The sequence below is a fragment of the Pseudoalteromonas sp. THAF3 genome (assembly GCF_009363775.1).
GTDB classification, from domain to species: Bacteria; Pseudomonadota; Gammaproteobacteria; order Enterobacterales; family Alteromonadaceae; genus Pseudoalteromonas; species Pseudoalteromonas ruthenica.
The window spans coordinates 2,889,798-2,902,688 of record NZ_CP045418.1; the positions used below are offsets into that span (position 1 = coordinate 2,889,798).

13 protein-coding genes are annotated in these 12,891 nt (G+C 45.8%); all 13 read right to left on the minus strand.

Annotated features, from left to right (window positions below):
• Positions 1–14 precede the first annotated feature (14 nt).
• Positions 15–1,487, minus strand: coding sequence for a ribonuclease G (gene rng / locus FIU82_RS13510; protein WP_152441276.1), 1,473 nt, complete (start codon positions 1,485–1,487; stop codon positions 15–17).
• 2 nt (positions 1,488–1,489) lie between these two features.
• A complete protein-coding gene (locus tag FIU82_RS13515; protein WP_152441277.1) occupies positions 1,490–2,047 on the minus strand; it encodes a nucleoside triphosphate pyrophosphatase in 558 nt (185 codons plus the stop codon).
• A gap of 2 nt (positions 2,048–2,049) precedes the next feature.
• A complete protein-coding gene (gene mreD, locus FIU82_RS13520; RefSeq protein WP_022945535.1) occupies positions 2,050–2,529 on the minus strand; it encodes a rod shape-determining protein MreD in 480 nt (159 codons plus the stop codon).
• Entirely contained in the window at positions 2,522–3,367 is an 846-nt protein-coding gene (gene mreC, locus FIU82_RS13525) for a rod shape-determining protein MreC (protein WP_152441278.1), read from the minus strand. Before mreC ends, mreD begins: the two co-directional genes overlap by 8 nt.
• On the minus strand, positions 3,367–4,410 hold the full coding sequence (locus FIU82_RS13530; protein WP_022945533.1) for a rod shape-determining protein: 1,044 nt from the start codon (positions 4,408–4,410) through the stop codon (positions 3,367–3,369). Before FIU82_RS13530 ends, mreC begins: the two co-directional genes overlap by 1 nt.
• 148 nt (positions 4,411–4,558) lie before the next feature.
• A complete protein-coding gene (locus FIU82_RS13535) occupies positions 4,559–5,776 on the minus strand; it encodes a PEGA domain-containing protein (protein WP_152441279.1) in 1,218 nt (405 codons plus the stop codon).
• A gap of 109 nt (positions 5,777–5,885) precedes the next feature.
• Complete coding sequence (locus FIU82_RS13540; RefSeq protein WP_152441280.1) at positions 5,886–9,536, minus strand: H-type lectin domain-containing protein; 3,651 nt, start codon at positions 9,534–9,536, stop codon at positions 5,886–5,888.
• Positions 9,533–9,973: a hypothetical protein gene (locus tag FIU82_RS13545; RefSeq protein WP_138508084.1), complete on the minus strand. Its 441-nt coding sequence runs from the start codon at positions 9,971–9,973 to the stop codon at positions 9,533–9,535. The genes FIU82_RS13540 and FIU82_RS13545 overlap by 4 nt, the downstream gene beginning before the upstream one ends.
• 34 nt (positions 9,974–10,007) lie before the next feature.
• A complete protein-coding gene (locus tag FIU82_RS13550; protein ID WP_152441281.1) occupies positions 10,008–10,709 on the minus strand; it encodes a type II secretion system protein J in 702 nt (233 codons plus the stop codon).
• On the minus strand, positions 10,709–11,269 hold the full coding sequence (locus FIU82_RS13555) for a prepilin-type N-terminal cleavage/methylation domain-containing protein (RefSeq protein WP_152441282.1): 561 nt from the start codon (positions 11,267–11,269) through the stop codon (positions 10,709–10,711). The genes FIU82_RS13550 and FIU82_RS13555 overlap by 1 nt, the downstream gene beginning before the upstream one ends.
• Complete coding sequence (locus tag FIU82_RS13560; RefSeq protein WP_138508087.1) at positions 11,259–11,717, minus strand: type II secretion system protein; 459 nt, start codon at positions 11,715–11,717, stop codon at positions 11,259–11,261. Before FIU82_RS13560 ends, FIU82_RS13555 begins: the two co-directional genes overlap by 11 nt.
• A 3-nt stretch (positions 11,718–11,720) precedes the next feature.
• On the minus strand, positions 11,721–12,266 hold the full coding sequence (locus FIU82_RS18795; protein WP_138548661.1) for a prepilin-type N-terminal cleavage/methylation domain-containing protein: 546 nt from the start codon (positions 12,264–12,266) through the stop codon (positions 11,721–11,723).
• A 21-nt stretch (positions 12,267–12,287) separates the two neighbouring features.
• Positions 12,288–12,866 carry a prepilin-type N-terminal cleavage/methylation domain-containing protein gene (locus FIU82_RS13570; protein ID WP_138508088.1) on the minus strand — a complete coding sequence of 193 codons (579 nt, stop codon included), beginning with the start codon at positions 12,864–12,866 and terminating at the stop codon, positions 12,288–12,290.
• Positions 12,867–12,891 lie beyond the last annotated feature (25 nt).

Genomic DNA, 12,891 nt, shown 5'->3' on the forward strand with positions numbered 1-12,891 from the left:
CGACTTGGCGTTCACTACATCATCACCACATCGAACTGCTCTTGGCTATATAGGTTTTCTGTTTGAATCATGACCTGTTTACCAATAAAGAGCTCTAGCTCTGCAAGGTTATGATATTCATCATTAATTAGCGCTTCGCTAACCGCTGCAGAAGCATACACCATAAATTTATCTGCATCATAGGCTCGATTAACTCGAACAATTTCTCGCAGAATCTCGTAACACACGGTCTCGACCGTTTTCAACGAGCCACGACCTGCACAAGACGGACACACCCCACAGAGAATATGCTCTAAACTCTCCCGGGTACGCTTGCGCGTCATTTCCACAAGCCCGAGTGCAGAAAGGCTGTTAATATTCGCTTTCGCTCTGTCTTTGGACAACGCTTGTTCCAAAGAGTGCAATACTCGGCGTTTATGTTCTTCAGACACCATATCGATAAAGTCGATAATGATAATACCGCCTAAATTACGCAGTCTTAGTTGCCGGGCGATGGCACTGGTGGCTTCAATATTGGTATTAAAAATTGTCTCTTCTAGATTACGGTGACCAACAAAGGCGCCGGTATTAACATCCACCGTGGTCATGGCTTCGGTTTGATCGATGATCAAATAGCCGCCGGATTTAAGCTCTACTTTACGATGCAGTGCTTTTTGTATTTCGTTCTCTACATCGAATAAATCAAAAATAGGGCGCTCGCCCGGGTAGTACTCTAATACCTTCGCGAGGTGTGGTACGAACTCTTCTGTAAAGGTTGTCAGCTCTTGATAGGTAAGCTTAGAGTCCACGCGAATGCGTTCCATGTCTTCGCCTACGTAGTCACGCAAAGTACGAAAAGCAAGCTTTAAATCCTCGTGGAGGATGTTTTCTTTACGGGTATTCTTCCGCCTGTCGACTATTTTCAACCACAGTTTCTTAAGAAATTCTGCATCATGTTTAAGTTCATGCTCGCTGGCTCCTTCCGCTGCAGTACGAACTATAAAGCCGCCGTTTTCGTCGTTGTACTGGGCAACAATATCCTTCAGGCGCTGACGCTCTTCGTCGCCTTCTATACGCTGACTAACCCCTACATGAGTGGCATCTGGCATAAACACCAAATAACGTGATGGAATCGTAATATCCGTGGTTAAGCGCGCTCCTTTAGTGCCGATGGGATCTTTGACCACCTGCACCATAATGTGCTGACCTTGACGCACCAATTCACGTATATCCTGCACCTTTTTGATATGCTGGTCGTCCACCCCTTCTTCAAAAGACGCACTATTGACGATGTCTGAGGCATGTAGAAACGCTGCCTTCTCTAGGCCAATATCAACAAAAGCGGCCTGCATACCCGGTAATACCCGGCTTACTTTGCCTAAATAAATATTGCCGACGATGCCTAGGTTGCCTATGCGCTCAACCTGCACCTCTTGCAATACGCCGTTTTCAATCAGTGCTACACGGCTTTCACTGGGCGTTACATTAATAAGTAATTCTGAGCTCATGGCTAAAATTCAGCTATTAGTTTCTGTGTTTCATACAAAGGTAACCCCATCACGGCGAAATAGCTACCGCTGAGGTGGGCGACAAAGGCACCAGCGCGTCCTTGAATTCCGTAGCCGCCGGCTTTATCGAGTGGCTCACCGGTGAGCCAATAAGCCTCAATTTCTGACGCGGTCAAGGTTTTAAACTGTACGTCAGTGGTGACGACTAAGGAGCTGGTTTTAGTCTCGTTAGCCAAAGCGACTGCCGTCATCACTTGATGCGTGCGGCCACTGAGTTTGTTCATTGTAGCAACAAAATCATTATAGTCTTTAGGTTTACCTAAGGCTTGGTGGTCGTATACCACCACCGTATCGCCACCCAAAACAGGGCGGTCGGTATAGCCCATAGCCACGGCTGATTCAGCCTTTAAGCGTGCGAGACGTTCTACCAACTCTCTTGGTGTTTCATGTGCGAGTGGAGTTTCATCGGCATCAACAGCAAATTGCTCAAATTCAATGCCCAATTGCTGCAATAGCTCACGCCGACGCGGCGATTGCGAAGCAAGATATATAGCAGACATAACTAACGGATCCGAAAATGGCGGCGATATTTACGTAATAATAAAAATAGCCATGGCCAACAAATAGCACCGGTCGCTGCCGGCCATAAAAATTGCGGTGCAAAATAGACTTCAAGCAAAAAGTGGTGCAGCCAGAATTGCAATAAATGATGCAGAGCCAAAAACACCGCCACAAGCAATCCTTGTTGCCAAATAGAGAAATTACGCAGCTTTTGGTAATTACTCGCGGTAATGTAAATAGTAATGGCATAAGTCAACGAATGCACCCCCAGAGGTGAGCCCGTTGCGAGGTCTATTACGAGCCCTGTTAACCATGCACTGCCAATATTAAGACGATGAGGGACCGCAAGGGACCAATACATAAGTACCAGTAACACCCAGTCAGGGCGAAAGGGTTCAAAAGAGATAGGCAATGGCATCAGCGCCAGCACCAATGCAAAAAAGATGGTAACGATAATGAGCCAAAATTGACGATTAATCATTATTTACCTCAGGCGTCGCCGCCGCACTGTTCAAGACCACTAACAAACGAATGCGATCAAGTTGCGCTACGGGCTCCGCATAAATCTGCGCGAACGGTCGTCCTTCATCACGATTAATTTCCGTAACTACCGCCACCGGGTAACCCTCAGGAAAGCGCTCCCCCAAACCTGAACTTAGCAACACATCGCCGATACGAATGTCTAAACTGTGGGGCACATGCGAGAGTTTAACTCGGGTAATTTTACCGATGCCTTCAACCACAGTTCGCACATCGTTGCGTAATACGCGCACGGGGGTGGCATGAGTTGTGTCTGTGATCAACAAGACACGACTGGTATTCGCGCCCACCTGCACCACTTGCCCCACCACGCCGAGCTCATCAATTACCGCCAAGCCTTCTTTTAGACCATCGGAGGTGCCCTTATTGATAACCACTTGATGACTATAGGGGTTAGAGTGCACCGACAGCACTTGCGCAACTAGCTTATTATTCTGTTGTCTTGGGTCCGAGCCCAATAACGCCCGTAACTTGTCATTCTCACGAGCTAAAAACTCAAGTTGCTGCAGCTGTTCACTTTGCAATAGTTGCTTCGTCTTCAGCGCTTGATTCTCTCGCAGTAATTGCTCTCGAGAGGTGAGGTTTTTAGCACTGGTGGAGATAAGCTCATAAGGAAGATTTGCTAGGTAAAGTAAAGGGCTTACTAGCGTATTAAGCGAAGTACGAACAGCGGTGCCACCGCTGGTGTAGCGATCGCCAACAATCAAGATAACACTCAGCACAACTGCGATGGTCAACCGCAGTTGCATTGAGACAGTACGACCAAATAATAGCTTCATTAGTCGTAGCTAAATACATCACCGCCGTGCATGTCTATCATTTCTAAGGCTTTACCGCCGCCTCGAGCAACACAAGTTAATGGGTCATCAGCAACCACGACGGGGATACCCGTTTCTTCCATTAACAAGCGGTCTAAATCTTTTAATAGTGCTCCGCCACCGGTTAATACCATGCCGTGAGCAGAGATATCAGAGGCTAACTCGGGAGGAGATTGCTCTAGAGCAACCATGACTGCGCTAACAATACCCATAAGCGGCTCTTGCAGCGCCTCTAAAATTTCATGTGAGTTCAGAGTGAACGAGCGCGGCACCCCTTCAGCTAGGTTACGACCACGGACCTCAATTTCTTTTGCATCATCGGTTTTAAATGCCGAGCCGATTTCATGTTTAATTTGCTCAGCCGTGGCTTCACCAATCAAGCTACCGAAGTTACGGCGTACATAATTAATGATGGCTTCATCGAACTTATCACCACCAATACGTACAGACGAAGAATATACGACTCCGTTAAGTGAAATGATGGCCACTTCAGTGGTACCGCCACCAATATCAACAACCATTGAACCCGTTGCTTCAGACACGGGTAAACCGGCACCAATAGCAGCCGCCATAGGCTCTTCAATAAGGTACACTTCGCGAGCTCCCGCACCCATTGCTGACTCACGAATAGCACGCTTCTCAACTTGAGTTGCACCACAAGGAACACAAATCAACACGCGCGGACTTGGGCGCAAGAAATTGTTGTTATGGACTTGCTTGATGAAGTGCTGCAGCATTTTTTCGGTAACATAGAAATCAGCAATTACGCCGTCCTTCATCGGCCGAATCGCTTTTATATTGCCTGGCGTACGGCCTAACATTTGCTTTGCTTCAGTACCTACCGAGGCCACACTCTTTGGTCCACCAGCACGTTCTTGTCGAATAGCTACAACCGAAGGCTCGTTAAGCACGATACCTTCTTCTTTTACATAAATTAGGGTATTGGCAGTACCCAAATCGATCGAAAGATCGTTGGAGAAGAGACCACGGAGTTTCTTAAACATGGAACTGGTTGACCTTTGAAAAATTCTTATTATCTGAAAGCTTGAGACACTTTACCAATGCATCCCCCTCGCGGCAACATAAAGCTTGCGCTAGCACGAAAAAACAGCTTCAAGGGCAAAACTGTTTAATAAACGGCCATAATAACGCTTATTTACTGGCTAATTTTACGGCGCTTTTGCTGAGTTGGGCATACACCACTTGGGGCTTTTCGAGCACCACCTTTACTTGGTAACTTTTGTAACCTGGTTTGCGCACTTCTACTTGATACTCACCCAGTGGCAATGTGACATCCAATTTAGTTTGCCCATATGGTTCACCATTGATAAACACGGTGTCCTCAACAACGTTGGAGCGTACCGTTAACGTTACCTGTTCAACGTTTTTAGCGTGTTCTTGGAAGTCTCCTAAAGCGGCTATGCGACCAACCTCGATTGCCGAGTCGGTATTATCGCTTTGTTCACTTAACTGCCCCTGACTCACCTCATTATTGATGGTGTGATTTTGTAATCGGTTCACTGTGATTGTGCGACTTTGGCAATAACCCGGGTCAACTTCGAGCAACGAGCACAATTGCGAATTATCAACTTCGCCAGCCATGGCCACACTCAAATTGACATTAAAATTACCTTGGCCACTAAAGGCACTGTCAACTACATGACTGGATACCACTTTAACCCGAGCGTTGGCCAAATCACGCTTGGCACTGACTAAACGGTACTCGGATAAATTGTTGTACACTTGATCTAAAAAGCGAGAGGTCGCTTTACTAAGCCCTTGTTGCTGCCCTCGGCGCTCGCATTGCCCTAAGGTTTCATCGCGCTGACAGTTAATAGTATGCACCACTTCCAAGGTTCCTTTACGGGCAAATTCGGTGCGTAAACGCTCAACGCGAGCTTGGTCAAGCGATTGCTGCAATGCCAGTTTGCTTTTACGGTTTTGTGCCACAGCGGTATTCAATGTGCTAATACTTTCACGCTGACCACTGATTGCCGCTTGTTGAGCGTGAATTTGCGCTTGCTTATCATGCAGAGCTTGAGTTGCCTGTTGATAGTCTTTTTGTAAACTGGTCAAGGGCGTGTTTGGGTCTTTCAGAAAAGTCTGATAGCCCTCATCTAGTGCCTGTTTGGCAAGCTGTTGTTGACGCTCAGCCTGCTTTACCTGCGCTTGCATACGCTGTAACTGAGTGTGCAATAAAGTCAGCTCATCTTGGTGTGCTTTGATTTGCAGTTGATCGCGCTCGAATTGCTGCTGGTTTTCGCTAAGCTGCTCGGCGATTTCCGCTACTTTTGAGGTATCTTGAGCGTTAGTCGCCATACTGAATACTGCAAGGGCGCATAGTAGTAGTGATGACAGAGCTAGTCGCATGGTTTCCTTCCTAACAAATAAGCATCATCTTGTTTTGTTAAGCGTAGTATAAAAAACCATTTCTACTAGAAAATGAATGAAAACCAGCACATTACCTAAAAAAGGTCAGTTAGTTGAGCTGCTCGCGCCAATAAATAATACGGTCATTACCACGGAAAGTACCAAACTTGAGTGTCGCACTGGGGTTTTCATCGGCCGCATTATCACCGTTCCAATCCCAGAGCAGCCAATCAGGCGCAGGGTAGCTCACTGAATACGAGCCAGTATTTCCATTCGCATCCACTTCTATACCCTCTCCGCTTTTGTAGCCCCCAGAGATCAATTGCCCATTATTCCCTGTCACTGTTAAATCACTAGGATACGACAAACTTTGGTACTTATATTGACTACAATTATCTAGGTTATTGATCGCCCAACCCTGGCCGTTCCAAAACTGAGCCGTCATGGGGACGAGTAACTCCTCATTCGCAGGGCCGTAATTATCTTGTAGAGCTAGGCGGCCATATCTTAACTTCACTGGCGATGCTATTGTTTGCGAGCAGTCTCCTCCACAAGGCTGTCCATTCAACACCGCTCCTTCAAGTTGCTCAGCTTTTAATAGCAAATTGATGTTAGTATTGTCGTAAGGGCCATCTATTTGAGAAGCATTAGTTTGGCGTATAAAAGTCACATCACTTTCAGTTACTTTGATTTCCCCAGCTTGAAGTGCATTTTGTGGCCAACTTAGAGAATCCACGTTGATAATACGATTTTCTAGCTCTTCCCCCCCGTGCACTGCAATTAAACTAGGTGTATAGAGTTTATCGAATCCAGCACGGTAATTACGCATAATTTCGTTTTTATGGTTCTCAGCAACTAGCGTATAAGTAACGGTGTTAAAAGGTTGGTTAAAATAAGTAAAGTCTCCACTTGGGCAGGCCGGCTCAATACTTGCATTTTTCATACTGAAATCAGATGGCGCAAAGCGACCAACGTTATTGGCTTGACCACGAACTTTACCCGAGCCCAGATAGCTGTTTTCAGATTCTACGATGACATTAATCACACCTACTTGGTCATAGCTGATGTTACTAATTACTTGGGTATCATTACCTTCGAACTTGAACGCGGATTCGTCATCGATATCAAATACACCATCCTTCCCACCTGCAGGTATGACATTTTCAGCTGTGACACCAACCATACCAACATAATGCTTTGCAACTAAGTTATCGCGCAAATTTTGGTAGTTATCAGGAACACCATCGTTATTAGTATCATCACCACTTTGCCACTGCACAGGGCGAACAATAACTGGAAACCTTTCACCCGTAAGTCGATAGAGTGATCCATTGGCATCGAGTGCTTGGCTATTAGCTCCACTGGCAGTGACATCAAACCCAAAGGGGCGCACCACAAACTGATTACTCGCCCCACTCAACGTAGTCGTCTTATTCGAATTCGGGTTAATAGGCACATCCAGCTCACCACTTATGCTTAATTGTCCAGCATCGGGATAAGCTATTGTAAACTCTGCTCTAGAGTCAGCATCGAACCTCAAAGGTATGTCCGAAAAGCTCAAAGTACTTAAATAGTAACTGTCACCTTGATGGTTAAATAGCAAACTATTTGTGCAACTTTGGCCCGCGCCACAGTTAAACTTCAAACGAGAGTCTAGCGTTTTGTTGGCCAGCTGGTTACCGTTACCACACGCTTCTACCGCATAGGTTTTGGCGTTAACTCCAGCATCTGAGAGTTTACCTGCAAACTGAGTGACAATAGTTTCGTCGCCATCAGTAAGATTGCGAAATACCATTCCTTCTTTTTCGAACTTCACTTTGCAACTTTCGATTCCTACTTCACTCCCCCCAATAAAACACCTAAACTGCGATGAAGGCATAGGGTTCGTAATCGCCAACTTCACATTGCCCCCTCCCGAACGTGCGTACTGTAGATCTGTCTGCCCAGTAAAAGTAACACTATCACTCGGTAACCAAGTATTGTTGCCACCGGTTGCGGGCAATAAGTCTACGCTTGTTGGTTGTGAATATAATTGGCTACAGCTAACATTTGCACATGCCTTCAAGGTTACCGGCTTAGCTGCACAAGTAGAGCCCTTGTTGTCTGCGAGCTCAAAGCGGTAATGGTTCACAGTTTCAATAACTTCTTTACCGCAGATACCGGCGAGGTTATTTGGTCTTACGTAAAGGTATTCGCTCTGCGCCCCCGTGTCTATGTCTCCCCCAGCTGTAAGCGCACCTCTAACCTTCGAGGCAGCTCCAACAATAGCCGTGCCTGTAGACATCATATAAGCTGTAACATTGGAATTTGCTATGCTTATATTCCCGTCAACGTAAATTGTTAGATCACTTGGTGAGCCTGAAATATTTAACTGCGTATTACTAATTTGCAATAACGGCGCCACTGCTGAAGAGCTTTTTATAAATATACGCGTTTTACCTAGTACTTCGTATGTGGTGTTGACCATTTGTACCAGGCTAGCATCTATAAAGTAGTCGCCGATCAACTCACTGGGTAAATTTGGTGAGCTTGAGCCATCATTATCAATTGTCGGGATACCTTCAGCTTGTGCAGTGGTGATTGCATTCACGCCGCTTGCGATACATTGAACACCATCACAGCGTGCTTTGTTTGGTTCCGTGGATGTATCTTCCAAAATCTCTGTTTGCACAACCCCCCCATTGGGATCATCGACTATAACACCATCTACCAACCGAATTGGAGCACTGTTGAAAGTAGCCAACGCACCCGGAAAAACAATCTCGCAAGAGGGGGAGTTACCACTAAAAACAAAATTCGATGTCATCGCAATAATACCTGCTTCTTCAACGGTATGGTTACGTTCAGAGTCATTGTATCGGTCTTCATCGACCGTCAACCCTAGCCGCGAGCTATTTAATCGACAGCTACGTAGCCAGCCACCATCGGCACCATTGCGGCTAATCTTACTAGCAGCAACTAAGGGAGAAGAGCTATAGCTATTATTAAAAAAAGTATCGTCACAGCCATCGTCCCAACCATCTATACGTTCACCACTGAATAGCGCCTCCCAATAAATTTCTTTGTCATCATCATCATTAAATAATCGGTTGCTCCCCTCGATAACGGCCAAATAAGCAATCGTCTCAGGGACAATATTACCCGCTTGAGTTTCGGACGCTTCCAGCGCCATATTAACCCCCTGAGTATCTAAGCTTCCCGATTCGATAGCCACAGTCAAAAACGGTCTTAAGGCATCTCTTGGCGGGTTAGTATCGTTGCTATTTAAAGTTTGGATGGAATGTACTAAAACCGGACGCTCACTAAATTCATAGTCAAAATTAACTCGCTTGTAGCTTTGGGGTAAAGTAAAAGTAGAGCCGCTCCCATATTGCAAGCTGGATTGATCCAAAATAGTTTTACCTACTTCCATAAACAAGCCATCTTCAAACTCATGTACACCGTATTCAATAGCTAAATAATGTGCCCCCATAGTAATATGTTCACCATCTTCACCCGGTGGCTCCAAAGGTAAGGCTTCAAATCCAGTTCTTGTCACATTGCGAATTTTTACAATCGCTGGGTTACTCCCTTGATTCGTCGAGAGCATAAAAACCGCTGGAGGTTCATCATACGCTTGTGAAAAGTTGATGGTTGTCCAAATAGGGTTATCGTAGGTATTTTGCAGTTCAATAAAACGCCCTTCCACTTTAGGAACTGCGTTCGCAAAGAAGCTACTCACAAGAAGTAAACATAACCATAGCCAAGTAAACTTCCTCATAGCTTATCTTCTCTTTTCACTTCAACTACGATGCTACGGCTAGTATCAAGGTTGCTAGCGCCACATTGCGCATAACTTGTAAAACGGTAAACATCCACAAAGCCAGAACTGGCCATTCGCTCTGCTACATCGTCAGCCTTTTTGCAATCTATGATATCTATTTCACAGCTATTCAACTGCCCACTATCAAAAGTCATACCATCACCTGGGGTGGCTAAAGTTCCAACTTCTAAGTCAGAACATTCCAGCTCGGATACGCTATGATCATGAGTGTATAAGCGCACGAGCGTACGCTCGACACCACTTTGCGCGGCACCATAAGCCATAACACCATAGTATTCCACCGCGTTCCTCTTTGTTTCTGCTGTCAATATATTACTCATAGCTAACCCCAGCGTTAATAACAACACCGACACCACGACAGCAATAACAAGCATTGAGCCCCTTTGACTGTGTATGTTAACGCAAGTTCTATGGCGCATTGGCTATATGAACCTCGTGGCTAATTTGAAGAGATTCCCCCCTTGCAGAACGTAATTCAAGTGCAAAATGTACGTTGGCTGTTTGTGGGTCATAGCTTGCCACCCAATCCCTAATGTCAACTGCCAGCCAAGAGCCTGAACTGTCTACCCGGCGTTCTAACACCGTTCTGCCACCCTCGCTTTTAGCGCAAATACTAACTGGCTCGTCTATAATGAAATAACGTTTTGCCGGAGATTCCACTTCAAAAGCGGTATTGAAGGTAACCTTTTTAGTCAATTTTCCGGTGTTTTCTACTACCACGCTACTCACAGTCTCTTTACGTAAATTTGATGGACCAACGGGGAAAATTGATATTGAGTTCCCCGCTTTAACTGCATCTTGAAAATCCACGATTCTCAATGGATTGTCAGTCGCTTCATCTAAGTAAGTACCACTACTTACGATTGGTATGAAATTTAAGCACCCAGTGGATGTATCAAAATTTGTTGCATTGGGTAGTGCATTGCGTAACTCTTTCTCTAACCGCAGTATGAGAAAACGTGCCTGAGAAACCAGCTCTGAACGTTGTTGACCTTCGGTATAAATTTGCGCACCAAGACTAATAAACTGGGTAGTGCCAATAGCGACAATAGCAAGGAGGACTATCACTATTATCAGTTCAACTAGGGTAAACCCGCTAACACCTCTCATTAATAGTTCCCTCGATAAATTTGAAAGCGGTACACTTCTCCGTTCGGAGCAAAAACACTTATATCAACGCGTTTGGCACTATCTCCTGTATCTGACGTACTTTGAGTATAATCCTGATCATAAACAACCGAAACATTTGCTCTGTACTGGCCATAGTCTAAAAGGGGCGAGCCCTGCGCGTCACAAACTGGTTGTTGCGGCATATCAATATAATCATCGACATCGTCGTAGTTAACACGACCACCACAGACATTGCCACTGTCACTCTCGCCTGTATCTTCACCAAGATTAGCTGCCAGCGTACAACCGACGGGCTTCTCATCGCAGCGCTGAAAGGGCGGGCTGCGATCGCTGTTTTCATCATAGGATTTACCCAGAATTTCATTCATCAATGACTGCCCAAGCTTGGCTGCTTTTACTTGCACCAGCGGCTCTGCGCTTTGCCTTGCTTGCGGGGCAATCAAGGTGAATACAATGACCATCGCAATGGCAAAAATAACAATGCCAAGAATTAATTCGACCAGCGTAAAGCCATTTGCTCGTGGGCGCTTAACAGCCATACAAGGCCCCTTCGCCGCTAATACACACGGCTTGATTCCCCACCTGTACGCGGCAGGTCTTGGCGCAATTAATATCTGGTTGTCCTAAATGGTTAAAAGACAATGAATTAAAGCTGCCACCGTTGTTATCGGTGGTGGTAAAAGTGATATCAGTGCCGGTGCTATCAACAACGAGGTAGTCGTCAAAGGCTGTAGAAATAGGATTTGTGCAATTTTGATTAGCGGGGGGGGCAACTAACGTGGTGGTAATTTTAACGCAATTATTACTATTAAGATTGTGCATCGCCTGCAACTGGATACTGCGGATCATCGCCAGCGTGCGATCTCTTAAAGTATAGGCATCTTCGTTGTTGGAGCCGAGAAAGCGGGGTATGGCAGTCACCGCCAATACCCCAATAAGGATAATCGTGATTATGAGCTCAACGAGCGTAAAACCACGGTTGTTCATTGCTTACTGACAATCGTCGAGGTTTAATGTGATCACTGGAGGTGTATTAGCATCAGCTGCTTCTGTGTAGGCCACATAACAGCCATCATTAGCTTCACCACCGGTGCCATTACCTGCCACTACCGCAGTCGGTTCTGCACTGCCATCAGCTCTTACCACAAAAATAGCCGGTGTCCCGCCTGTAGCGGCAATCACATTGCTTGCAAAGTCGTTGGCTAAATCAATATCCATCGCTGCAGCAATACCTGTAGCTGCAGCTTGCGGGTAACCAAAGGAAGTTGTTACATCAACGGTTCCATCGGTGCCTAAGTCAACCCCTATAGTGCCATCACCTGCATCGTCTTGAAGACCTTCAATAATGGCCTTTCCGTACACGATATCTTTGGCAGAATTCATCGCGCCTTTCACACCTTGTACCGTTGCCGCATTGGCATCACCCTGCAGGTTTAAAAAGCGTGGCGCCGCTGTGACTGCGAGAATCCCTAGAATAACAATCACAATAATCAATTCGATTAAGGTGAAGCCTTGCTGTTTTGTTGCTTTCATCATCTGTACCTCGTTATAGCAAACTTAAAATACGGTTACTTGCCCAGTTGCGGGGAAGTAAGTAAAACCATCAGTAGCTGCACCATCAGGCACAGAATCATCAGGCAAATTCGCGACATTGGTGGTGTCGAGTGAATCCACAAGATAGTAAATACACTGCGAATTGGCTGCGTTAAATTGAACATAATAGCGGCTTTGCGTAGCCTGATTTGGATCAATAGTATTAATAGGCGCTGATTGTAAAATAAGATCAAACACATCTTTGCAATCTTGGCGCGCCATAGCGCCAACAGTGGTATCGGAGCTGCCATCGTTGGTAGGGTAGCCAATATCGCCATCTACACCTAAGGTAACTTGGTCATACACCACAGTGGTAATATCAGCACCACCGTTATCGACTAAGCGACCGTCAACTTCCCATTGTGAACGCACTAATCCTATCGCCGCTGCAAATCCACCAGCCACGCCTTCAACCGATGCTTCGCGAGCATCATCGGTAACATCAATAAAGCGCGGCAATGCAGTTGCAGCCAAAAGCCCTAAAATAATGACCACTATAATAAGCTCTATGAGTGTAAAGCCACTTTGTTGTTTGCGTTTCATTGCCTACTCCAACAGAGTTAAGTAC

Excerpts from the sequence above, each read along its gene's own strand:
- FIU82_RS13515 (WP_152441277.1), bottom strand. The coding sequence starts at position 2,047 with ATGTCTGCTATATATCTTGCTTCGCAATCGCCGCGTCGGCGTGAGCTA.
- FIU82_RS13555 (WP_152441282.1), bottom strand. The coding sequence starts at position 11,269 with ATGGCTGTTAAGCGCCCACGAGCAAATGGCTTTACGCTGGTCGAATTA.
- FIU82_RS13550 (WP_152441281.1), bottom strand. The coding sequence starts at position 10,709 with ATGAGAGGTGTTAGCGGGTTTACCCTAGTTGAACTGATAATAGTGATA.
- FIU82_RS13530 (WP_022945533.1), bottom strand. The coding sequence starts at position 4,410 with ATGTTTAAGAAACTCCGTGGTCTCTTCTCCAACGATCTTTCGATCGAT.
- mreC (WP_152441278.1), bottom strand. The coding sequence starts at position 3,367 with ATGAAGCTATTATTTGGTCGTACTGTCTCAATGCAACTGCGGTTGACC.
- mreD (WP_022945535.1), bottom strand. The coding sequence starts at position 2,529 with ATGATTAATCGTCAATTTTGGCTCATTATCGTTACCATCTTTTTTGCA.
- FIU82_RS13540 (WP_152441280.1), bottom strand. The coding sequence starts at position 9,536 with ATGAGGAAGTTTACTTGGCTATGGTTATGTTTACTTCTTGTGAGTAGC.
- FIU82_RS13560 (WP_138508087.1), bottom strand. The coding sequence starts at position 11,717 with ATGAACAACCGTGGTTTTACGCTCGTTGAGCTCATAATCACGATTATC.
- FIU82_RS13545 (WP_138508084.1), bottom strand. The coding sequence starts at position 9,973 with ATGCTTGTTATTGCTGTCGTGGTGTCGGTGTTGTTATTAACGCTGGGG.
- FIU82_RS13570 (WP_138508088.1), bottom strand. The coding sequence starts at position 12,866 with ATGAAACGCAAACAACAAAGTGGCTTTACACTCATAGAGCTTATTATA.
- FIU82_RS18795 (WP_138548661.1), bottom strand. The coding sequence starts at position 12,266 with ATGATGAAAGCAACAAAACAGCAAGGCTTCACCTTAATCGAATTGATT.
- rng (WP_152441276.1), bottom strand. The coding sequence starts at position 1,487 with ATGAGCTCAGAATTACTTATTAATGTAACGCCCAGTGAAAGCCGTGTA.
- FIU82_RS13535 (WP_152441279.1), bottom strand. The coding sequence starts at position 5,776 with ATGCGACTAGCTCTGTCATCACTACTACTATGCGCCCTTGCAGTATTC.